Source organism: Ruminococcus albus AD2013 (assembly GCF_000526775.1).
GTDB classification, from domain to species: Bacteria; Bacillota; Clostridia; order Oscillospirales; family Ruminococcaceae; genus Hominimerdicola; species Hominimerdicola alba_A.
Genome location: NZ_JAGS01000001.1, coordinates 1,921,781 through 1,944,444 on the forward strand (window position 1 = coordinate 1,921,781; position 22,664 = coordinate 1,944,444).

Annotated in this window: 28 protein-coding genes; 3 read left to right on the forward strand and 25 right to left on the reverse strand. The window is 46.3% G+C overall.

What is annotated here, in order from left to right; all coding sequences use genetic code 11:
• Positions 1 to 376: 376 nt before the first annotated feature.
• Together N773_RS0108435 and N773_RS0108440 are read left to right on the forward strand one after the other, a co-directional pair.
• Entirely contained in the window at positions 377 to 907 is a 531-nt protein-coding gene (locus tag N773_RS0108435; protein ID WP_024857383.1) for a sigma-70 family RNA polymerase sigma factor, read from the forward strand.
• A complete protein-coding gene (locus tag N773_RS0108440) occupies positions 904 to 2,373 on the forward strand; it encodes a hypothetical protein (RefSeq protein ID WP_155250870.1) in 1,470 nt (489 codons plus the stop codon). The genes N773_RS0108435 and N773_RS0108440 overlap by 4 nt, the downstream gene beginning before the upstream one ends.
• A gap of 109 nt (positions 2,374 to 2,482) precedes the next feature.
• Here the strand turns inward: N773_RS0108440 and N773_RS22575 are convergent, their stop codons facing one another.
• On the reverse strand, positions 2,483 to 2,623 hold the full coding sequence (locus N773_RS22575; RefSeq protein ID WP_196231615.1) for a hypothetical protein: 141 nt from the start codon (positions 2,621 to 2,623) through the stop codon (positions 2,483 to 2,485).
• Between the two features lie 324 nt (positions 2,624 to 2,947).
• Here N773_RS22575 and N773_RS0108445 point away from each other — a divergent pair, with 324 nt between their 5' ends.
• Entirely contained in the window at positions 2,948 to 4,873 is a 1,926-nt protein-coding gene (locus N773_RS0108445) for an EAL domain-containing protein (RefSeq protein ID WP_024857385.1), read from the forward strand.
• 62 nt (positions 4,874 to 4,935) lie between these two features.
• On the opposite strand, the gene N773_RS0108450 is transcribed toward N773_RS0108445, so the two are convergent.
• The 24 genes from N773_RS0108450 to N773_RS23500 form a co-directional block, all read right to left on the reverse strand.
• Positions 4,936 to 5,214, reverse strand: coding sequence for a hypothetical protein (locus N773_RS0108450; protein ID WP_024857386.1), 279 nt, complete (start codon positions 5,212 to 5,214; stop codon positions 4,936 to 4,938).
• A 66-nt stretch (positions 5,215 to 5,280) separates the two neighbouring features.
• Positions 5,281 to 5,919, reverse strand: a complete 639-nt coding sequence (nth, locus tag N773_RS0108455) for an endonuclease III (protein ID WP_024857387.1) — start codon at positions 5,917 to 5,919, stop codon at positions 5,281 to 5,283.
• Positions 5,916 to 6,521 (reverse strand): SMI1/KNR4 family protein, encoded by a 606-nt coding sequence (locus N773_RS0108460; RefSeq protein ID WP_024857388.1) that lies wholly within the window; start codon positions 6,519 to 6,521, stop codon positions 5,916 to 5,918. Before N773_RS0108460 ends, nth begins: the two co-directional genes overlap by 4 nt.
• A gap of 18 nt (positions 6,522 to 6,539) precedes the next feature.
• On the reverse strand, positions 6,540 to 7,334 hold the full coding sequence (locus N773_RS0108465; RefSeq protein WP_024857389.1) for an alpha/beta hydrolase: 795 nt from the start codon (positions 7,332 to 7,334) through the stop codon (positions 6,540 to 6,542).
• Between the two features lie 85 nt (positions 7,335 to 7,419).
• Entirely contained in the window at positions 7,420 to 8,139 is a 720-nt protein-coding gene (locus tag N773_RS0108470; protein ID WP_024857390.1) for a leucine-rich repeat domain-containing protein, read from the reverse strand.
• A gap of 388 nt (positions 8,140 to 8,527) precedes the next feature.
• Positions 8,528 to 9,730 carry a saccharopine dehydrogenase family protein gene (locus tag N773_RS0108475; RefSeq protein WP_024857391.1) on the reverse strand — a complete coding sequence of 401 codons (1,203 nt, stop codon included), beginning with the start codon at positions 9,728 to 9,730 and terminating at the stop codon, positions 8,528 to 8,530.
• A 67-nt stretch (positions 9,731 to 9,797) separates the two neighbouring features.
• Positions 9,798 to 10,460 carry a hypothetical protein gene (locus tag N773_RS0108480; RefSeq protein WP_024857392.1) on the reverse strand — a complete coding sequence of 221 codons (663 nt, stop codon included), beginning with the start codon at positions 10,458 to 10,460 and terminating at the stop codon, positions 9,798 to 9,800.
• 69 nt (positions 10,461 to 10,529) lie between these two features.
• Positions 10,530 to 11,150 carry a hypothetical protein gene (locus tag N773_RS21210; protein ID WP_155250871.1) on the reverse strand — a complete coding sequence of 207 codons (621 nt, stop codon included), beginning with the start codon at positions 11,148 to 11,150 and terminating at the stop codon, positions 10,530 to 10,532.
• 129 nt (positions 11,151 to 11,279) lie between these two features.
• Positions 11,280 to 11,951, reverse strand: coding sequence for a methyltransferase family protein (locus tag N773_RS0108495; RefSeq protein WP_024857394.1), 672 nt, complete (start codon positions 11,949 to 11,951; stop codon positions 11,280 to 11,282).
• Between the two features lie 206 nt (positions 11,952 to 12,157).
• Positions 12,158 to 12,643 (reverse strand): DUF6756 family protein, encoded by a 486-nt coding sequence (locus N773_RS0108500; protein ID WP_024857395.1) that lies wholly within the window; start codon positions 12,641 to 12,643, stop codon positions 12,158 to 12,160.
• A 216-nt stretch (positions 12,644 to 12,859) separates the two neighbouring features.
• Complete coding sequence (gene speB, locus N773_RS0108505; RefSeq protein WP_024857396.1) at positions 12,860 to 13,714, reverse strand: agmatinase; 855 nt, start codon at positions 13,712 to 13,714, stop codon at positions 12,860 to 12,862.
• 74 nt (positions 13,715 to 13,788) lie between these two features.
• The gene (locus N773_RS0108510; RefSeq protein ID WP_024857397.1) at positions 13,789 to 14,295 is read right to left on the reverse strand and encodes a DUF3592 domain-containing protein; all 507 of its coding nucleotides are present in this window, start codon (positions 14,293 to 14,295) and stop codon (positions 13,789 to 13,791) included.
• Positions 14,296 to 14,380: 85 nt separating this feature from the next.
• Complete coding sequence (locus tag N773_RS0108515; protein WP_024857398.1) at positions 14,381 to 14,674, reverse strand: hypothetical protein; 294 nt, start codon at positions 14,672 to 14,674, stop codon at positions 14,381 to 14,383.
• A gap of 15 nt (positions 14,675 to 14,689) precedes the next feature.
• Entirely contained in the window at positions 14,690 to 15,538 is an 849-nt protein-coding gene (gene speE, locus N773_RS0108520) for a polyamine aminopropyltransferase (protein ID WP_024857399.1), read from the reverse strand.
• A 41-nt stretch (positions 15,539 to 15,579) separates the two neighbouring features.
• A complete protein-coding gene (locus N773_RS0108525; RefSeq protein WP_024857400.1) occupies positions 15,580 to 16,194 on the reverse strand; it encodes a hypothetical protein in 615 nt (204 codons plus the stop codon).
• A gap of 71 nt (positions 16,195 to 16,265) precedes the next feature.
• Positions 16,266 to 16,817 (reverse strand): hypothetical protein, encoded by a 552-nt coding sequence (locus N773_RS0108530; protein ID WP_196231616.1) that lies wholly within the window; start codon positions 16,815 to 16,817, stop codon positions 16,266 to 16,268.
• A 20-nt stretch (positions 16,818 to 16,837) separates the two neighbouring features.
• Positions 16,838 to 17,272: a GNAT family N-acetyltransferase gene (locus tag N773_RS0108535; protein WP_051454274.1), complete on the reverse strand. Its 435-nt coding sequence runs from the start codon at positions 17,270 to 17,272 to the stop codon at positions 16,838 to 16,840.
• Positions 17,273 to 17,276: 4 nt separating this feature from the next.
• Positions 17,277 to 17,528: a hypothetical protein gene (locus N773_RS0108540; RefSeq protein WP_024857403.1), complete on the reverse strand. Its 252-nt coding sequence runs from the start codon at positions 17,526 to 17,528 to the stop codon at positions 17,277 to 17,279.
• 15 nt (positions 17,529 to 17,543) lie between these two features.
• Positions 17,544 to 18,053: a hypothetical protein gene (locus N773_RS0108545; protein ID WP_024857404.1), complete on the reverse strand. Its 510-nt coding sequence runs from the start codon at positions 18,051 to 18,053 to the stop codon at positions 17,544 to 17,546.
• Between the two features lie 63 nt (positions 18,054 to 18,116).
• The gene (locus N773_RS0108550; RefSeq protein WP_196231617.1) at positions 18,117 to 18,638 is read right to left on the reverse strand and encodes a hypothetical protein; all 522 of its coding nucleotides are present in this window, start codon (positions 18,636 to 18,638) and stop codon (positions 18,117 to 18,119) included.
• Between the two features lie 8 nt (positions 18,639 to 18,646).
• On the reverse strand, positions 18,647 to 20,098 hold the full coding sequence (locus N773_RS0108555) for an aminotransferase class I/II-fold pyridoxal phosphate-dependent enzyme (protein ID WP_024857406.1): 1,452 nt from the start codon (positions 20,096 to 20,098) through the stop codon (positions 18,647 to 18,649).
• Positions 20,099 to 20,191: 93 nt separating this feature from the next.
• Positions 20,192 to 20,554 carry a four helix bundle protein gene (locus N773_RS0108560; protein ID WP_024857407.1) on the reverse strand — a complete coding sequence of 121 codons (363 nt, stop codon included), beginning with the start codon at positions 20,552 to 20,554 and terminating at the stop codon, positions 20,192 to 20,194.
• 127 nt (positions 20,555 to 20,681) lie between these two features.
• Complete coding sequence (speD, locus tag N773_RS0108565) at positions 20,682 to 21,485, reverse strand: adenosylmethionine decarboxylase (protein WP_013497909.1); 804 nt, start codon at positions 21,483 to 21,485, stop codon at positions 20,682 to 20,684.
• Between the two features lie 906 nt (positions 21,486 to 22,391).
• Complete coding sequence (locus N773_RS23500; RefSeq protein WP_278245334.1) at positions 22,392 to 22,619, reverse strand: transposase; 228 nt, start codon at positions 22,617 to 22,619, stop codon at positions 22,392 to 22,394.
• Between the last annotated feature and the right edge of the window lie 45 nt (positions 22,620 to 22,664).

A 22,664-nucleotide genomic window follows, 5' to 3' on the forward strand; every position in this document is an offset into this window, starting at 1 on the left:
GGATAGAATGCCAAGGAGAGGAGCTTTGGCGCAAGCCTTTCGCGAAAGGCTTGCGGGGAGCCACAGTCAGCAAAGCTGACTGTTGAGAGGCAGAGCTTCTCGGTCAAGGCACAAAAGCGACGCGGAAACAAAGCCATAAATAGCACAGCAAACTTCCGACCTCAAAAAAAGGCGCGGCAATAAAGACATTCCGAGCGTGGGCAATCAAACGTCCACGCTCTTTTTGGATCGCGCGGCACTTGTATGGGTTCAGATCGCGGTGATGATCTGGAAATGACGTTCATAATTTATTTACAATAAAATTTTTGTCATTGCGTCAGATTTTAAAAATATTTCCCGACTTGATAGATGAAACGTTTCAAAGTGAGGTTTTGATATGACCGAAAAAGAATTGATAACCTTGCTGTCTGAAGACCCGAGGCGAGGGCTTGAACAGGCAGTGCGGCAATATACTCCTTATATAATGAAGATAGTTCGGACTAAACTGGACGGGATATGCACTAAGGAAGATCTTGAAGAAACTGTCAGTGATGTATTCATGATGTTTTACAGATATGTCACGGAGAATAAAAACGAGATCGGATCTGTGAAAGCATTGCTTGCAGTGATGTCAAGACGCAGATGTGCGGATGTATATGAAAAAGCGCTGAAGCACAGGGACGATATCCCTATAGATGAACTGGCAGAGTTTCCTGCTGAGGAACAGCGGAATGATGACCGTGAATATCTGAACGAAGCAATGCACAGGCTGGGGCAGCCCGATGAGGAGATATTTATACGCAAATACTTTTTCGGACAGGACAGCCGCTCGATAGCAAAAGAAATGGGCATGAGACATAATACTATAGACAAGCGGATCTCACGAGGATTAAAAAAGCTTAAAAAGATACTGGAGGAGGGTCAATGATGGACAAAAAGCTGAAACGACTTATGGATAAGTGGGAGATCTCCGATGCGGAAGATTTCAAGGCTGATCTTGAACGTTTCGGTGAGGATGAAGTCTCAAATGATACCGTTGACCGCATTCTTTCCTCTACGTTGAAGAAAGCAGGGCTTGAACAGCAAGATCCTGCACCTGACAAGAAAGGACTTATCACTATGAATAGAATTAATGCAGATAACAAGATAGACCGTATAACAGAAACAGGTAAGGTAATACACTTCCGCAGAGGTGCTGTGATAGCAGCTTGTCTGGCGATAGTGGCAGCAAGCACTTTTGCAGTAAATACACTGGTCGGCGGAAAGATCGGTACAGATGAAGATAACAATTCTAAGATACAGATCGCACAGACTTCAAAGCCTAAGATACCTGTACCTGCTGACAGCGGCGTGACCGATGAAGAAAGCAACTCAGATGAAGAAGAGATAATATCCGAAACAGACAGCTTGTCTGAAAAGAAAGACAAAAATTCGTCTGAAAAGTCTGACAATTCCGCTGACAGCAAGCCCGTAAACGGAACAAGTGAAGAAGAGGACAAAGGCGGTCATGCACACGCAAGAAATCCTGATGATGTGAGCGAAGATATCAGCGATGAAAATGACATGGGCGGACACGCGCACGCAAGGAATCCTGATGATGTGAATGAAGAGATCAGCGATGAAAATGACATGGGCGGACACGCACACGCAGTTAATTATGAAGGTGGTTACATCCTTGATGATGATGAGTATGTTAGTTTTGAACTGACAGAACTGGTCAACAATACAACGATACTCTGCGAGGGTACCATAACCTCTAAGGAGATATACGGCCGTACAAGAAAAAACGAATTCAAACCTCTCAAAGATTACAGCGAAAGCGAACTTGACAATATGGGCAGACTTTATTACAGATGCACTTTGAGACTTGACGGCACCTGCTTCAAGGGTGAGGAATATCTGAATGATCTTTCTCAGTCGAAGGATTATGATCCTGCAAACGGCGAAATGATCGTTATAATACCTGTACCCCGCAAGGCTGAATATTCAGATGGCGGTGCCTATGCAGAAAAAGAGTATGAGATGGAGGATCCCGACCTTTACAGCGCCGGCGATAAGCTGCTGGTGGGATACAATGTAGTAGATACAGGTGATGGTATAAACATTTTTGGAAATGGCACCTTTAAATATGATGCTGCAGATCATATGTATCACGATTCATCGTTCTATGTAAATGCTCCGTCATTTGACGAATTAACGGTTGAGAGCATGACAGAATATCTCATTAATTCATTCAAGGGCGGTAGTGTTGAAACAGCCGAGAAATGGATAAGCTATCTCGGAGAGAACTCGGTGATAAGAAACACTCCCAGCAAGAGATTTGCATCGGGACAGGTAGTAAGTGTGAGATATTCTCCTGCTGACGGCGGCTTCGTTATATATGCAGCGGAATAATGATCTTTGATCTATAATTAAGGCAGGGCGGTGATGCTATCGTCCTGCCTGTTTTTTATGCTCGCTGTGCGGAGTTTTCCGGGCTGATCGATGGTTTGGTTTTGGGACATTAGTTTGCGAGGTTTCGCCCCTCAGCTGCGACTGCGTCGGCAGCGACCTCGGGTCGAGAAATCAACGAGCTGTCGCCGTTGATTTCGGGCGCGGCAATATATCCGCACATAGTAAGAGCGGGGATGTTTGTTTTGTCCACGCTCGATGCTTTTATTGCCGCGCCTTTTTGGTCGGGAGTTTGCTGTGCTATTTATGGCTTGGTTGCCGCGTCACTTTTGCGCCTTGAGTTGAGGGCTCTGCCCTCAAACTCCCGCAAGCCTTTCGCGAAAGGCTTGAGCCAAAGCTCTCTTCCTTGGCATACTTACCCAACTTCGTGTTAGCTCTGTCGTAGTATGTTAAATTTTAACATCTTTATTAGTACAAAATTCACAATGATATGTTTTTCTTCTTGAATTTTAAAGCAAAATATGTTATAATTGTATATAAATTGCAAACCATTATCCTGCCGTAAAGGAGGGAGAATATGTCATCGATTACGATATCAAAAATTGTGATGTATGCCGCTTCTATGCTGATAGGCTCAACAGGCATACTTTTTACCCTGCTGAACCGACGTACCGATAAACATCAGAATAAATTGTACCTGGCTATGCTGGTGATACTCGATATCAACTGTATCTCTGAAATACTCGCAGCCTGTAATCACCAGCGGGCGGCTGTATCGCCTGCCGCGGCTATGGCGGTCAGGGTGGGGCATTTCTCTTACTTCCTGCTGCATTCGATATTGCCCGCTATATTCCTGTTCTACGTGCTTTCGGTCTGCGGTGCGAATTTCAGCGGCAAGCAAAAACGCTATATCCTGCTGACGATACCCGCATTTTTGATAGAAGCGATAGTCCTGCTCAACCCTGCGACAAAGTGGATGTACTACTACGACCGCGATATGGTCTACCACCGAAGCTGGGGGCTTATGGTGATATACGTCCTCAGCGGGCTGTATATGGCTATGGCGATATTCATTCTGCTTTTCTCATGGAAAGCCCTGAACCGCAAACGCCGCGCCGCGCTGATATATTTTTTCACAGTGGGGATACTGGGTATAGTCGTACAGCTGTTGAACTACGATATACGTTCCGAGCTTATATCCGAAGTTATTGGTCTTCTGGGTGTGATGATCGCCATCGAGATCGAAGATGACCGCATGGACGCCGGCATGGGCATATATAACCGCCGTGCGATCAAATCCGATATGCATACCTATATCGTCAGCGGCAGAAGCCTTTATCTGTTGTGTGTTAAGATCACCAATACCGAGATCATCAAGCGTACCACGGGTCTGGATAATACCGAAGCCCTTTCCAAGCTGGTGGCTGAGTATCTCCGCTCTCTTGTGCCGAGGTACTATATCTACAGCTCAAATCCCGATACCTTTATGATAACCCTCATCGGTACTGATGAAGAAAAAGTTACATGGCTTGCCGATACCATTTCGGAAAGGTTTGAATACCCCTGGAGGATAGGGGATAACGATATACCGCTGAAAGCCCTGATAATGGCGGCGGACGTTCCAGGAAGGATACACAGCGTCAGCGATGCACTGTATATGGCAGACAGTCCTGTGCCCAAAAAACTGGACAAAAACATTCTCAAAGGCTCCGATCTTGACTACCTGCTGCGCCGTGCAGCGGTGGAAAGCGCCATATCGCGCGGTCTTGAACAGCATAATTTCGAGGTCTTCTACCAGCCCACATATTACGTATCCGACAGCTCCCTCCACGGTGCGGAAGCGCTGATACGTCTTCATGACCCCGAGATGGGCAATCTTTTCCCCGATGAATTCATTCCCATCGCCGAGCAGATAGGTCTTATCGATGATATTGACGACTACGTTTTTCACGAGGTCTGTGAGTTCATAAAAAGCGGTATACCCGCCGAAAACGGCATGGAGTGCATAAATGTCAACCTGTCAGTACTCCAGTGTATGCAGCCTGCTTTTGCCGAGCATGTCATCAGCGTAGCCGAAAGCATAGGCGTTGACAAAAATATGATAAACTTCGAGATAACCGAGTCAATAGCAGCCAGCGATTACAGCGCCCTCAGCCGTGTTGTGCGTATCCTGAAAAGGCAGGGCTTCCGCTTTTCAATGGACGATTACGGCACAGGCTATTCAAATATGCAGTCGATATTCAGGCTTGATTTCGATCTGATAAAGATCGACAAAAGCATACTCTGGAGCGCCGAAAAAGGGCAGATGGGTCAGATAATCCTCGAAAGCAGCGTGCGCATGATAAAGCAGATGCGCCGCAAGATACTCGTCGAGGGCGTTGAGACAGAGCATCATCTGCAAATGCTCCGCGACCTCGGTGTTGATTTCGCCCAGGGCTACCTCTTTTCAAAGCCCATATCCAAAAGGGATCTCATAGCCCTGATAACCAAAGACAAAAAGTGATCTCCTGATATATTTTCAGAAAGCGGCGTTCTCCATGCATGGGGAATGCCGCTTTTCTGTATTCACCTGCCCCCAAGCTCCCGCCATTTTCTTTCGGATATATCCTCACCCCGAGAAAATATCCCTGTACTTTCCGTCGCTGATGCCGCCTGACCCTCCGTCATATCCTCTGCCGCGAAAGTCTGCCCGCCGCATTCTACTACCGCCTTTTCCAGCGTCTCAAAATTCCCGATATCCCGCGCCATCAGCAGTTTTCTCAGCTCAGGCGAAAGGCTCGCGAAAAAATCCCTGCTCTCCCTGTCCCTGCCCAGCAGTTCGGTAAGTTGTCTGTTTTCGTCCATGTGAACACCCCCATAAAAAAATACCGAGGTCTACCCTCGGTATTATTCTGCCCTTAAATCGGGCTCTCATTCACTTTTTGATACGCAGATATCCCCAAGAGGACACCCCGCGCATTTCGGGCTTCTCGCCGTGCAGAACTCTCTGCCGAAAAGCACCAGCCTGTGGCACAGGTCGTTGCTCTTATCGGGGGGGAGTATCTTCCACAGCTCCGCTTCCACTTTTGCAGGCTCCTTGTTCTTCACAAGCCCCAGTCTGCCTGTTATGCGTATGCAGTGAGTGTCCGTCACCACCGCAGGCTTGTGGTATATGTCCCCCATGATGAGGTTCGCCGTCTTTCGCCCTATGCCGCTGAGTTTCGTCAGCCCCTCCAGCGTGTCGGGAAGTACCCCGCCGTGCTCGTCCCGAAGCTGTATGCACATCTCTTTTATGGATTTCGCTTTAGTCTTGTAAAGCCCGCAGGGCTTCACTATCTCCTCGATGTCAGCTATATCCGCATCTGCAAATTCGTTGATGGTATGGAACTTCGCAAACAGCTCCTTAGTCACTATGTTCACCCGCGCATCTGTACACTGCGCCGAAAGTCGCGTTGCTATCAGCAGTTCATGGGGCTGTGAGTATTCCAGCGAACATTTCGCATCGGGGTACTGTTTTTCAAGCCGACCTATCACCTGCAGGGCGAGGTCTTTCTTCTGTGCCACTGTCATAGGCGCTCAAATATATCCGCAGGTGAAAAGACCATGGCGTACAGTGCATCGGTCAGTTCATCGGCAGATTTTCCCTCCACCATCGGGCGGTACCTTTCGCTGAGATACGCCGCATTATTGCGGAAATTCTCGTCCTCAACGTCCTGCTCGTTCTCCGCCGCCAGAAGAAGCTGTATGTATACGAACTCGTCAAAGTCCCGACCCATGATCTGAGGCGCTTCGTAGCTGTCATGAAAGTACCTTATCACCATAGGCTCAGCATTTTCGGGGGTATACAGCAGACAGTAGATGTCCCCGCCGCCGCTGTGACCGAAAGGTAATATCCGCAGTCCGTCCTTTATACGGAGTTTCTTGTCCTCCTCCTGCCACTGTGAAAGCTGTGCAAGTTCCTCTGCCGCCGACTGTACTTCCTCAAAAAGGTACATCTCGCAGTCGCAGTCCAGCATGAGAAATGCTGTGGTATCACTGACATACTCCTTGATACGTGCTTTCAGCTCCGCCCGACTAAGCTCCAGCCATTTCATAGCACCGCTGTCGTATATCCTGTGGAAAGCCTGGGGGAAACGCACTTCCTGTCGGGTCTCGAGTTCATTAAGTGTCATGCCGAACGCCTCCTGTTTTTATATCCACTCTTTCATTGCCTTTTTCAGAAGTCCCGCATAAGCCTTGGGCTTCTGTATCTGCAAACCGCAGTGTCCGTAGCCGTTGATACCGCGGAAGATAGCCAGCGGATAGGCTTTCATTATCCTGCCGCGGGATTTCTTTGCAGGTTCCTCATTTGAATGGAAGAATATCATTCTGCGCTGTTCGCCCTCGGTGAAGTGGGGGAGCTTGCAGTGGTAGCATATCTCCGTCATACCGCGAACTGTTGTGTCCGAAAAACTTCTCCGTTCAGTCGTGATAGCGCGTATCATCGGCTCAAAATCAGCTGTCTTGCCCTTGGTTATGAACTTCATCAAGCCGCTGTTCATCATGTTGTCGCAGGCTGACTTCGGGTCATCGGTATCGAACAGCTTCACAAGCTTGCTGAATCTCTTGTACATTATCTTCCTTACAGCATGGCTGAAATCAAAGAAAGGTCCGCCGTCAAAAAAGCACTTCTGCACGAACATACCCTTGGTATTCAGAAGTTCATATACTGCCAGCGCGATAGATGCACCCATCGAACTGCCCTGTAACAGCGCCAGTTTCTCAATGCCATTCTCTTTCAGATATGCGAATATCTTTTCAGCTTCTTCCTCGGCAGACACAAGGTCAGTGCCGTCGTTACCGTGACCGTCCAGTGTCGGCATGATAACGAAGTATTCGTCAGCCAGATATTTGCCGAAAGCCCTGCTGCTTTCAGCATTGCAAAGCATACCGTGTATCAGCAGCACCGCAGGATGACTGCGGTCGCCCATAGTTTCAAATGTCAACTTTGTTTCCTCCTTATATAGCACCTGTATTCCCGAAATCAATGCCGTTAAATACAGGTATCGGGCGACAACCTCACCCGACAGGTTAATCTTCTATGACCTCTTCCGCCTTATCGTAAAATGCCTGTTTTTGCTCATCAGTAAGCGCAGTATGTCCAAACACATTAGAATGGATTTTTTTCAGTCCGTCAGGCACATTTATCTCTTTGAGACTCACGCAATAATGAAAAGCCCATGTATCTATCTCCTCAATGCTGTCAGGCAGTGTGATCTTTTTCAGATTACCTGAAAAAAGAAATGCACTGTCACCTATTTGGGTCATTCCTTCCGGCAGTTCGATCTCCTTTATTCTTGTTATGGCAAAAGCACCTGTTTCTAATTCACGCAGTGAACTTGGTATATTTATATTAGTAAGTTTTTTACAATTACCAAAGGCATAATAGCCAATCTTTTCCACTGTATCAGGCAATCTTACCTCAAGGATATTTTGACAGATATATTCATCGAAGTCAGATCTTGGTAAAAGTTCATAGCCGATAGAACCATGACCTATCTCGGTTACTTCAAGCCCCTCTATCTTGTCGGGTATATGTACTTGCAGATAAGGACCGAGGTAATCGGTGATGGTTATACCGCCTTTGTCGTTTTTCTCATATCCAAACATAAATGCGGGCATACCTATCTTCCAGAATATCGCGCCCAGAATGGCATAGACCGCGATAAGCCCAAGCAATATCGCAGCCACTATATATCTTTTTTTCCTGGGACGTGCCACAGCCTTTTGTCCCTCTTCATTTAGTGTCATACTGTATTATCTCCTTAAATCTTCGTGCGGAAAACTGCCGCTGACCCTATCTTGGGCACTCCTGCTTTTATCATCAGTGCGTGATGGACGACCGCTCGGAGACGCTTCGCTGTCCTCGCTGGCAGACGCGCGGCAATATATCGACGCGGAAAGTTTGGGCGTGGACGTTTGTGTGTCCACGCCCATGATTATATTATTGCCGCGCCCTTGGGTCGAAGTTCGCGATTCTATTTACGGCACGGTTGCCGAGTCGCTTTTGCGCCTTGGTGATTGAGGGCTCTGCCCTCAAACTCCCGCAAGCCTTTCGCGAAAGGCTTGAGCCAAAGCTCTTGTCCTTGGCATTCTACCCTAAGAACAGCATACTTCCCGCCCTGCCAACAATTATGAATTAATCAACGAGTACAGGATTGAAATTCTCTGTCCAGGGCAGACCCCACTTGTTCAGTGCTTCCATGAAAGGATCTGGATCGAATTCCTCGACGTTGTATACGCCGGGTTTCTTCCACTTGCCTGTCAGCACCATCATAGCACCGATCATTGCAGGAACGCCTGTTGTGTAGGATATAGCCTGTGATCCGACTTCCTTGTAGCACTCCTGATGGTCGCATACGTTGTATACATAGTAGGTCTTGTCCTTGCCGTCCTTCTTGCCCTGGAAGATACAGCCGATGTTGGTCTTGCCCTTTGTTCTGGGGCCAAGGCTTGCAGGGTCGGGGAGAACTGCTTTCAGGAACTGGAGAGGTACTATCTCCTTGCCCTCGTACATGATAGGCTCGATGGAGGTCATACCAACATTTTCCAGGCACTTCAGGTGTGTCAGGTAGCTCTGACCAAAGGTCATGAAGAAACGTATCCTCTTAATGCCCTTGATATTCAGTGCCAGGGATTCAAGCTCTTCGTGGTGGAGCAGGTACATATCCTTTTCGCCCACCTGATCGAAGTTGTATACTCTCTTGATCTCCATAGGCTCGGTCTCTACCCACTTGCCGTCCTGAATGTAGCTGCCCTTTGCGCTTACTTCACGGATGTTGATCTCGGGGTTGAAGTTTGTAGCGAAGGGATAGCCGTGGTCGCCGCCGTTGCAGTCGAGGATATCGATATAGTTTATCTCATCGAAGTAGTGCTTCTGGGCATAAGCGCAGAATACGCCTGTAACACCTGGGTCGAAGCCCGAACCCAGCACAGCGGTGATGCCTGCTTTCTCGAATCTCTCGCGGTAAGCCCACTGCCAGCTGTATTCAAACTTAGCGGTATCCTCAGGCTCGTAGTTAGCGGTATCAAGGTAGTCAACCTTGCATTCAAGGCAAGCGTCCATTATATGCAGATCCTGATAAGGGAGAGCCACGTTGATACAGATATCGGGCTTGTACTCCTTCATCAGTGCAACCAGCTCGGGAACGTTATCAGCGTTTACCTGTGCGGTGGTGATGTTGGTCTTGGTCTTGCCCTGAAGCTCCTCCTTGAACTTATCGCACTTAGCCTTTGTACGGCTGGCGATACAGATATCTGTGAACACCTCGCTGTTCTGGCAGCACTTGTGTATAACAACACCTGCTACTCCTCCTGCACCTATTATCAAAGCTCTTGACATTTTACATCTTCCTTTCGGTTTAATAATTTATTTGGGTAAAGCGGAGAGTGCTCCGCGTATTATCATATCAAGTCCGCCGCGGCAGACCGTCCCTTATCCTCAGCATAGCTTCGGTGTGCATTATGTGGTGGCGGGAAAAGGGCATCTGTATCAGCCCACGGATATCCTTGCCGCACCAGTAGTCCACCAGCCAGAATGCGTCCTCACTTCGGCTGACGACTTCAAGGGATATAAGCTTTTCACGGCGTTCTGTGGGTATCTTTGTTTTCAGCTTATCGAAATCCATACCCAATAGGGTATCCTCGGTGCTTTGCTTTACATCACTGATGTATTCGTAAAGCGCTCCGATATCCAGCACTTTCGTGAAACCGGCTATCTCGTCGCCCGAAAGTTCGTTGCCTGTGGTGATGATAGGCGAGTTGATACGGCGCTGATAGTCACCTGTGAAAAACACCTGTTCCCTGTCAGCGATAAGGGTATTCGCCGTAATATCCTCAATGCGGAAAATATGCCACAGTGAGTAGGCGATGTTCTTGCAATGATAGCCCTTAGCCTTTGGGTACGGCATGGCATCAAAGTCCCCACGTGAAAGTTCTTCCCGCAGAGAAAGCATTGTATTATAAAGCTCGTCACGCAGTCTGAAAAGTGCGGCGATGCCCTCATTGAAAGTATCTCGCTTTTTCAGCAACTGCTGCATAGCCTTGTTAAGATCGGACCATTCCTTGTTCATATCAGTTTACCAAATAAACGGCAGAAGCCTGTACTTTTCTTTTTTGTAGCCTGAACAACCTGCAGGATATCATTTTTCAGCATCGTCCTCGCTGCCTGAATTTTTATTCAGCTCTTCTCTGACCCAACTCTTCCAGCTTATCTTATCATTGATATGCACGATGATTATCACAGGTATAACGATTACCGTTACTGCTATCGTGATGATAATAATGTAAAATGACACATAATACAATGGTGAGAAATCATCGTAAATAAACTTTGCCTTCTTACCGTCAGTGCTGACAGCATACCCTTCATGAATATCATAGGCGTTTGACGTTTTCTTTGTCACACCCAGCACCTCACCGTGTTCGCCTACATAAGCGATCCTGAACTTGCCGTATTTTTTATATAAGTTTTTAGCAGAACAATTCAGATAAAGACGATAACTGTCACTTCCGTCCAGATCGAAGTATTCCAGATCTGTTGAATGGATGGACAGTGACATATAACCGTCCTCGTTATACCTAGCTATCTCGCTGTTTTCATCTATTTCCATCGGTACCCTGTCAACGACTAGAGTTTGGTCGGCAAGGGGTTCATTCGGAATAAAATTGAAATCGGAATAGCTTTCATCAGTGCGGTCTATCTTACCGAGAATATCTGCGTACACAGTTCCCTCGGGCGCACCGCTGAATTCTATTTTCATGATATCTCCTTTATTAGGAGGGGTTCGAACGATATGCTTGACAATATAAACAGCACCTAATATGCTCAGTATTATCATCAGCACATATATCTTTTTTAAAACAGAAATTATTTTTTCTTTCATAGTAATTCACCACACAAAAGGCATCAGCCTGTACTTAACTTTCTTCTTGTAGTCTGTATACCCTTTGAGCCCCTGTTCAAGGACTTTTTCCTCGTTGCCTATCCTCGTTACTATTATAACAGGGTAAGCGAGGAATATCACAAAGGATATCACCGAGCCCAGCACCAGGGGTGCCGAGCAGAACATCAGAATAGTCGCAGTGTACATGGGGTGACGTATCACACCGTAAAGCCCTGTGTCGATGACTTTCTGTTCCTCCTGAACTTCCACCGTGCGTGAGAGATACTCGTTCTCGCGGAGAACTTCGGCATACATGGCGTAGCCGATGAGGAATATGACCGCCGCAGTAACGCTGACCCACATGGGAAGTCTCAGCCAGCCAAAGCGGAAACTCAGCCCCGCCGTGATGAAGCCGCCAAGGAACATCAGCATACTGGATATTACCACGCCTTTCTGGGTGGTCTCCTGTTCCTTGCTGTTAAGGCGTTTTCTCAGCAGTTCGGGACTTTTCAAAGCAAGCACCACACCGATGATAAACATCGGCACGAAAAGCACTGCCATGAATATCCAGCCCTGAGCAAAAGCCATCGTCCCCGCAGGCAGGAATATCAGCAGACCCAGCATCACCAGTCCCAACAGGAATTTTGTAACTGCGCTTATCATCAGTTTTCTGTCCATAATATCACCCCGTTAGAATTATTAAGGCGATACCGCATGACTGTTTCACAGCCGTCCCCTCCCTGATAGTATTTTTAGTTCGCGGCGCTTTGCCGCTCACATTATATATACGTTTTTGGGGAGAATATTTATGGTGTGGTTTTTCATAAATATACGCTGCTGCGGATGTGTGTATTGCACAAAAACTTTGCGGTACTGCCTTTTGGTCAGTTCTTTACGGCAGAAAACACGGCACATTCGCCGTCATCGCAGTGGCATATCACCCACCTGAATTTAGGCGAAAGTATGTAAGCATCTTCAAGATAGAAAAGCTCGGGCAGAAGCGAGAATATCTCCTCGGCATAGCCCTCATAGACCCAGCCCTGTGAAAGTATCAGGAACAGCTTTTTGTCCCTGTCCTCTGCGGGGATAAGCTCACGTACCCGCGCAAAATAGGCGAATTCGTCAGCCCCGCATCTTACGGGCTCACTGTGGGCAAGTCCTTCCCTGAAATTCAGCCAGCTGTAAGCAAGGCTGCTTCCGCGCTGTTTTTTCATATCGAGGAATGTATAGCAGAATTTTGTGATGATGTCCTTCCAGCCCGATTTTGCGAACTCTCCGAACCTCTCGGGCGGTATGCCCTTCTCCCTGCTTACTTTCTCTGCCTCGTCCCTGACAAGGCAGCTTGTTTCGGGCTTTTTTTCAAATTCCATACACCCTCCAAAGTTTTGCCGTACTGACCTTAAACTCATGATAACACAGACAGCACCCGCTGTCAACCGTCACGCAAAGGCAATGGCGCAACGGTCGGTTGCGATTTGTTATCCCGCGGATAGCTGTTGGTCATCTTCCCCTGCATCAGGCGGGGGAAAATGACACCCGAGTATACCGACGGTCAAGCGGTGTTCTGAAGTGAAAGCAGGAAAATATTACCTGTGAAATCTCAGCAGCATTTCGCGCATGGTCTTGCAGGCGAGAGCTGTGCTTCTGCCGCTGGGGTCGTAGGCAGGGGAAAGCTCGTTCATATCAAAGCCCACAATATTCAGCTCGGAAAGGACTTCGATAGCGTCAAGCAGTTCATCAAAATGCACGCCGCCAGCTTCGGGAGTGCCTGTGCCGGGGAATTCCGAGGGGTCGAGAACGTCCATATCAAGGGTGAAATATACAGGTGCGTTGCCGAGATAGCCCGCAACTTCGCGGAGAGTGCGGAAGTCGAAAAGGTTGAGGGAGGTATGCTCCTGCATAACGAATTCAACTTCGCTCTTATCGGCACTGCGTATACCGAACTGGAATATTTTTCCGTCGCCCAGTATCTCCTGACAGCGGCGCATAACGCAGGCGTGGGAAAGCTTAACGCCCAGATAATCCTCGCGGAGGTCGGCGTGGGCATCGAACTGTATAACATGCAGGTCGGGATATTTCTCAGCGCAGGCACGTACAGCCCCCAGGGTCACAAGATGTTCGCCGCCTATCATGCAGGGTATCTTGCCGTCACCAAGGATAGTGGCAGTCCTTTCCCTGATATCGTCCAGCGCTCTTTCGGGAGAACCGAAGGGCAGTTCAAGGTCGCCGCTGTCGAATACCTTTATATCCAGCATATCCTTCATCTGATATACCGAGAAAGTCTCGATGCCGAAGCTCTCGCTCCTCATTGCCTGGCTTGCAAACCTCGTTCCCGGGCGGAATGAAGTTGTGCTGTCAAAGGGTGCGCCGAACATTACTATCTTTGCTTCATCGTACTCGCAGTCGCAGGCGATGAAAGTCTGTACATTTTTCTCTAGCATTATTATTCTCCTTTCGGTATAGACGTGGGTGTTTAAAACTTGGTTTATAAAAGGGTTCACAAGATAGATCGTATCTAGCACTTCACTAAAATGAAAGAGCCGATCACAGCCGGGAGCCCCAAAAACGTAATCATTATCATCTCCATTATCGATTGATAATAGTATGCAGGAACAATAACGAATTTCCACGGTTCGTTTTCGAGATATGATATTTTAACTTTAGAGCCTTTTCTGTATTTTCTGAGCAGTATAGTCATTCCGACCTTGCTTTGATATTTATGTGAGATCTTTGAGGTATCAAGAAACTGAATGATCGGATAATAATTTTTCATTTTACTCCATTCAACGTGATGATCTTTTATTACTGCTTTGGTGCTTATCCCATTTTTAACAATACACCTGACAGAAAGAAAATGACTGATCCCCGCTCCAGATCCAAGCAATGATAGAACAGATAGTATTTCCAAGAACACAGAACCCCAAAAAAGCGTAGGTTTTCCGCCGTAATAAATATATAGTCCTTGAAAGACCGTTAGGATAACAATATAGCAAGCGATCACGATACGGATAACGATTTTCACATTATATCACCACCTGAGTACCAGCAATCACGAATTCTCCATTATCTCCTGCTTTTATAAAAGTGTTCCCAAGATAGGTCAGTAATCAATACAGAACTAATTGAAATATAATATATATTCCGGAACCTAAAACAAGTGGAGCTAATTGAAAATACAAAGTATCTTTTATATGGAATTTTCCAATTAATTTGTAATAAATATTCGGTATCAGTAAAACTAACATCCACACAAATGAAATAAACAAACCTAATCCAATGTCATGGTCTTGATTATTTTTCTCGAAAATAAAAGCATAGCTTATTGTTAAGGCGATAACCGCAATAACGCCTTCGATCAGATTGAATATAATTGAACTTCTCTTCAACGATATGTTTTTCATAGTAACCTCCAGTGGTTACGAATTCTCCAGTATCTCCAGCACATCATTGGGCAGTGCGAAACAGCCCTTGTGGAGGTCGGTGTTGTAGTACCTTGTCTTTAAGCCGAACTCTTTCCAGCGGTCGGCTTTAAGGTCGTATACGGGGTGCAGGTTCTTCGAAGCAAAGCCGAAAAGCCAGTGTCCCGAGGGATAGGTGGGTATATGCGCCTGATACACCATTGATACGGGGAAGCTTGCGCCGATGCGCTTGTGCGTCCTTGTAACCATATCCACGTAGCTGTCGTAATAGGTGCTTTCATGCTGATTTATCAGTATGCCGCTGTCCGTCAGTGCCTTGAAGCAGTTGCCGTAGAATTCCTTGGTGAAAAGTCCCTCTCCGGGACCGAATGGGTCGGTGGAATCCACAATGATAAGGTCGTATTCACTGTTTTTTCTGCGGACGTATTTAAGACCGTCCTCAAAAAACAGGTGTACTCTCGGGTCATCGAACTTGCAGGCTGTCTGTGGGAGATACTCCTTGCAGACTTCCACCACCTGTTCATCTATCTCCACCATATCGATATTTTCGATTGATTCATAGCGGGTCAGTTCGCGGACAGTTCCGCCGTCACCCGCACCGATGACCAGCACATTTTTTATATCGGGATTGACAGCCATAGGCACGGCTGTTACCATCTCATGGTAGATATATTCGTCCTTTTCGGTCAGCATGATGAAGCCGTCAAGCACCAGCACCCGCCCGAATTCGTAGGTATCGAAAACGTCTATCTCCTGATAATAGCTCTTACCCGAGTAGAGCTGCTTCTTTACCTTTATAGTAAAATTAACATCGTCCGTATGCTTTTCAGTAAACCAAAGATCCATGGTGTTCCCTCTCTTCTATTTAACTTTTCAACTGTTATTCATTATAAAGTACAATATAATATCTTGGCATAATATCCGTCATCAGCCTTGCCAAAGCCGATGTAATAATGATACAGACCCTGGATCCTGTCAGGGTAAAAACGGTCATATACCTCGGTAAAATCAATGCTGTATCCCAACTTTGAAGCTGATTCTTCCAGCTCGTTTTTGATACTGCCGAAGCTTTTATTATCGGTCGGGACTTTTAGCAGTTCTCCGCTCTTTTCATTTTCGGGCGTACTTTCATTTAGTGCGTCCAGAACGTTGTCCAGGTTCTCATCAGCAGAAAGCTCTTTTACCTCGATTTCAGGAAATGCCTTTTCGATAAAATCTTCGGGGTCGCTTATACCGCCGACTATCAGCCTTGCTTGGACATCTCCTGCACCGGTAGACCAATTAAACTTTAAAGGTTCGGCACACGACGGAATAGTCATGTCAAGGCGCTTCTCAACTTCGGCTATGCGTTTATCATCGAAAGTGTCCCATTCTTTGTGGGTTTGTTTCATGAAATGATAGCACGGGTATATTAAAGCCCCGAAAAATATCAGCAGCAGAAGTGCTATTCTTATCAAGTTTGTTATCAGCTGTTTTACTTTGGACTTTTTTTCTTTTTCCATACTGTCAGCTCGTTTCTGTCCTGTTTTATGTACTCATGATCTCTTGGTGAGATGTTTCTCATTTTCTGTCTTTAATAATCATTCAGACAAGTTATCACAGCGCAGTATCCGCTGTCTGTTTTGCTGAAGCCTATGTAATATTTATCTATTCTTTCGTCTTTTTTGGTGGATACACGTTCGTATACATCGGAGAATTCTATACTGAGATCCAGATCTTCAGATACTTCGTACAGCGTGTTACATATTCCTGAAAACATTTCATTATCGGGCGTGATTTCTTTTATATCAGCCCCCGAAAAAGCTTTGTCAATAAAATCATTCGGGTCGCTTATACCTTCAACTATCAGCTTGTTGAAACAAGTACCATCCCCCGGAGCAGAATACCACTTGAATCTCACCGGAGTAACTTCGTCGGGAATGGTCATATCAAGATATTTCTCGACTTTTGCTATGCGTTCATCATCGAAACGTTTCCAGTCCTTATGGATCATGTTTCGGAAGTCTATCATAGCGTAAAGCATAAACCCGAAAAACAGCAGCAGCATCACCAACGCGATGATACAGCCATTATTCTTTTTGCGTATGACGTTCTTTTCGCTGACGTCCTCTGTCATTAAAATCATTCCAGTCCTGTTTTATGTACTCACAATTTCTTGGTGAAGTGTACCTGCATCTTGTCGCCGTCATAGCCCTGACGTTTGTAGAACTCGTGAGCTCCTGTGCGGGTACTGCCCGAATTCAGGCGGACAAGATGTATACCGCGCTCCACAGCCCAATTTTCCGCCGCTTTTATCAGTGCCGCACCAATTCCCATGCGTCTGTACTTATTGCTTACAGCCACCCCGAGATAGTTGACCATCTTCTCAAAGTACAAAGTTTTGTACTCTTCCACATGGATATATCCCACGGCACTGCTGTCCGTCTCGGCAACGAAAACAGCTTCACGGGAACTGTCAAGCCCCGATATATTCGCTCTTACCATCTCCGCATCACAGGGATATCCCAGGTCTTCGCGGCTTATCTCTGCGATATTATCGGCATCTTCGGGGCGTACTTCACGTATGATAAATCCAGCCATGGCTTCACCCGAATATAAATCTGAGTATCACTATTACAGCCGCTATCAGCCCGATGGCAGAAGCCGCCACAAAGCCCAGCACCAGTCTGCCGAAGGTCTTGCCCGATATACTTGCGTTTATACGCAGATCACGCTTTTGCTTAGTGGGTGCAAGTTCCTGATAGAATGCCCCGTTGCCCTGAAAGCCCTGCATATGACTGCTTCTCAAAGGCGGCTTTACTTCGTTGGGGTCTTTGAAATTCTGTCTGTTGTCCATATTATTACTCTCTTTTTACGTCTTGCATGCATATAGCTTTGCTTTGAAACTGTCTTCGTCCTTGTAGAACACTATATGATAATCATCAAACCAATTATAGCCCTCGGGTAACTCACAGTTGTATGCGATATATGCGCCGGATACAATTCTGTCCTCGTAATCGTAATAAGCGTTAGAACCCTTGGTACCACCGAATGTTTCCAGACTATGTAAGTCCTCAACAACAGAGTAAGTACCGTCAAAACAGTTCTCCATAAATTTTTCGGCATCATCGATATCTTCAAGCCAAAGCTGATAGTCATAATCTCCGCCGCCGTGAGTTTCTTTTAGCTTTACGGGCGTAGTACTGCCTTCTATCGTAATGCCCATATGTTTGCGTATGATCTCTATCTCTTCATCGCCGAAAGATGTATAGGTCTTCGGACGAGTACCGATAGCGATCATGATAGCGAAAAAAAGCGACCAACCAATAATGGCGATCAGACAGCCATTGACTACTTTATTTTTTACTTTTTCTTTATTCATATTTCTTAACCGCTGCCCACCTTAGTGTATTTGTTCTCCTGTCCGTATTATTACCCTCTTTATTTACTTGTCATCTGCATAGACCTTTGCTTTGAAACTTTCTCCGTCCTTGTAGAACGCTATATAATAATCATCGTATCTGTTGTAGCCGTGATCGTTTTTTAACTCACAGCTGTACACGATATATGCGTCGTCCACTTTTAAGTCATCGTCATAATCGTAATGATTGTCAGTACCACCGAAACCTTTCAGATACGATATATCCATAAAAACAGAGTATGTGCCTTCAAAGCAATCTCCCATAAACTTTCGGGGGTCATCGATATTTTCAAGCCAAAGGGAATAATCAGGGTCTCGCCCACGGATCACCCTTAGCTTTACGGGTGTCGTACTCCCCTTGATCGTAATGCCAAGATGTTGGTTGATAATCTCCATCTCTTCGTTGCCGAAAGATGTACGCTCATAAACCATAGAACGTGTAACGAGTAAAACAACGATACTTCCAAAGACCACAGCAAACCCCAAATATGCTATCAGACAGCCACAGCCGGTCGGTATTCTTTTTTTCGTTTTTTCTTTGATCATATTTTTTGTCACTCGCTGACCACGTTTATATAGTTTATCTCAAGGTCTTCCGTACCTGTCAGCAGGCAGCCCTTTTCCTTGCAGTAGTTTATGTAGCTGATTATCTCCTTCGTTATGCGCTCGCCGGGGGCAAGTATGGGTATTCCGGGGGGATAGCACATCACGAATTCTCCGCATATCTGACCCTCGCTCTCGTTTATCCATACGGGGTGCTTGTCGCTGTAAAAGGCTTTCTGCGGACTCATTTCAACCTGCGGGTCGATGTACTCGTGGTCGAAAAGACCTGTGGGGTCTTTTGAATAAAGGCGCTTTATCTCGCTGAGTGAGGATATGAAACGCTCTATTTCAAGTTCTCTGTCGCCCGCGGATACTATGGCGAGGATATTGCCGATATCGCCGAACTCTATCTGTATATCGTAGTCGTCGCGGAGTATATCATATACCTCAACTCCCGCAAGCCCGATATCTCGGGTGTGAACACTCAGCTTGGTGGAGTCGAAAGCGTAGAAATCATCGCCGTTTTCCAACTCCTTGCCGTAGGCGTAGTAGCCGCCTATCTTGTTTATCTCCTCGCGGGCGTAGTCGGAATAAGCCACTGCCTTTGCAAATAGCTCCTTGCCGTTCATGGCGAGGTTCTTTCTTGCGATATCAAGGCTGACCATAAGCAGATAGGAACCGCTGGTGGTCTGGGTGAGGTTGATTATCTGGCGGACATAGCCCTCGGATACCGTGTTTTTGCACAGCAGAAGTGAGGACTGCGTAAGGCTGCCGCCTGTCTTGTGTATGCTTACCGCCGCCATATCAGCCCCTGCCGCCATTGCAGAACAGGGCAGACCCTCACCGAAATAGAGGTGGGTGCCGTGGGCTTCGTCCGCCAGCACCAGCATACCGTGTTCGTGGGCAAGCTTGACTATGGCGCGGATATCGGAGCATATGCCGTAGTAGGTGGGATTGTTCACCAGCACCGCCTTGGCATCGGGGTTCTCGCGGATAGCCTTTTCAACTGCACTTACCGACATACCGAGGGGTATGCCCAGACGCTTGTTGGTGCCGGGGTCAACGTAGACAGGCACAGCACCGCATACAACAAGGGCGTTTATGGCGCTCCTGTGGACGTTTCTGGGCATGATTATCTTTTCGCCCGCCTTGCAGGCAGTGAATACCATGGTCTGCACTGCGGAGGTAGTTCCCCCCACCATAAAGAAAGCGTGGTCAGCCCCGAAAGCGTCCGCCGCCAGCTGTTCGGATTCCTTTATTACCGAAACGGGGTGGCAGAGGTTATCCAGATTTTTCATGGAATTGACATCGCAAGCCATACACTGGTCGCCCAGAAAGGCTTTAAGTTCTTTATTCATACGACCGCCCTTGTGCCCAGGCACATCAAGTCGGACGATACGGTTTTTCATGTGTTTTTTCAGTGCCTCGTAAAGCGGCGCTTTGCTTTGCAATTCATAATTCATAATTCATAATTCATAATTATTGGCAGGGGCTATTCAATTCATGATCTATAATTTACAATTATTGGAAAATCTATGTTTTAGCCCGTGCAATAGCTATGGATCAATATCCCCCCTTGTTGATTTGATGATAGAGGTAAGTATTTTTATAAGTTCGGTACAGTCATCGTGTATCGAATCGAATTGAGCTTTTGTTATATAGTCTGTCCTGTACAGCAGTTCAAGCCAGTACTCGGTCTCTGAAGCTTCTTTCAGTGCGATGTTCACCTTAGCACAGAAGTCCGCACGGCTTTGTCCGCGCATGGCTTCTTTAAGGTTAGCACCGATACTCGTACCGCTTCTCAGAACCTGTTTTGACATGACAAATTCTTTTTTGCTGTCGCAGAGAAACTGATAAAGCCTGACAATGCGAACAGCAAAATCCATACTTTTTTCAAGTACGATATTATTTTGTTTCACACCACATCATGCCCTCCATATAAAAACATAACCCACAATCCATAATTATTCCCGCAAAGCGAATCGACAGTGCAAAGCACCTAAGCACCCTGTCAATAATTATGAATTGTGAATTATGAATTATGAATTAATAAATGTTCATTCCGCTGTATATCTCTATCATCTCGCGGCGGAGACTGTCGGTGATATCAAGACGCTGTTTAGGGGTAAGCTCGTAGACGTCCTTTTTGAACAGGTAGTTCTGGAGGTCGATCTCCTTTATCAGCAGCTTGGTGTGAAAAATATTGGACTGATATACATTGACATCGATGGCATCATACTTGGTAAGGGTAGATTTATCGATATAATCCTGAATGGAAGTGATATCGTGGTCGATGAAGAACTTTTTGCCCAGCACATCACGGGTGAATCCGCGGACGCGGTAGTCGATGGTGATGATATCGGAATCGAAGCTGGCTATCAGGTAATTCAGGGCATTAAGGGGAGATATAGTACCGCAGGTAGATACGTCTATATCCACCCTGAAAGTGGAGATAGAGTTATCGGGGTGATACTCGGGGAAGGTGTGTACGGTCACGTGGCTCTTATCCAGATGAGCGTGTATCATCTCGGGAGTATCGGGGAGAATGCCCAGATTGCAGGAGGGATCGATAGAATCCTTATCCAGCTCCTTTTCGGCGATGAGGACATTCACGGAAGCGCCCTGGGGTTCATAATCCTGTTTGGAAATATTAAGCACGCGGGCACCGATCATCTCGGTAACGTCGCAGAGTATTTTGGTAAGACGTTCGGAGTTATACTGCTCGTCGATATACTCGATATAATCCTTTTGTTCTTTCTGACCTTTAGCGTAACAAACGTCGTAGATATTAAAGCTGAGGGTCTTGGTAAGATTATTGAAGCCGTAAAGGGTGATCTTATTATTCTCCAATCTGCCATCTATCCTTTCGGTGTATTTAAAGCAAACCGCGTAAACAGGCGGGTTTGCGGTGGTTGAACATGGTATGGTGGAAAGCTGTAAACATCTTACAGCAAACTACACATCATTATAGCATATTTTTTTATAAATGTAAAGAGACTGGGGTGTAAAAGTTTTTATGAGTGAAGTGATTTCGCGGCAGCAAACCCGAGCCCAAAACAAACTACGCCGCGAATCAAAGCGCGCGGTTTATGCGACTGCGTCGGCATATGCCTCGCGCTAGCAGGCTTGCGGGAGTTTGAGGGCAGAGCCCTCAACTCAAGGCGCAAAAGCGACGTGGCAACAAAGCAATAAATAGCACAGCGAACTTCCGACCAAATAAGGCGCAGCAATAATCAAAAAATCGAAAGGCTGTTGCAACCGCAGTACCCTCTAACCATATCCGAACATCAGAGTAAAAAAACATAATTACTGGTGAAATAAGCTGTTTCAGTGCGCACATCCCCAAGCCCTCTTCAAAAAAAGAGGACTCGGGGGTGTTATGTTCTGCTGGTTTTTATGCCGTTTTCAGTTCAAAAACGGTCGAGGAGTATATTTTTCGCCCGAAACGAAATAGGTATATACGGTCATCAGGTATTTTTTTCATGGATAGACCCCTTCCACTTTAGCACGCTAATACAAAAGTTGACAAAGTTGACATAAATTGACACGCTTTTGTCAGAAAAAGATTTACCGAAATTACGGCGTTTAAGCCTTGTTTTTGAGAAAATTGACAATGTTGACAAGGTAAGGGGAAAAATGAAAAAATAGTAGGTAATTTCCAATATGTGGTAAATTTACTTTTTTAAAGTATCCTTACTACCCTGTCAATTTTGTCAACTTTCATGTTTTTACCTCTGAAAGCCCTATTTTTCGGGGTTATAGAGTTGACATCTTCGTGTCAACTTTTGTCAATTTTGTCAATTTTGTGGTGGGATTGACTTGTATTCTCTTTTTTGGCTTGCCTCTGCACAGAAATCTTCTGAAACCATAGTCCTGTTTAAGAACGCCGAATGCTCCCTCAGCCTGTATGCTCCCGTTCATTCGCACTTGACAATTTCTCATTTTTGTGGTACAAGCCTTTCGTTGGTTTAATGGTTTTTGCAATTATATTATACCACAAAAAGAAGAGCTTGGAACTACCTTTCAGGT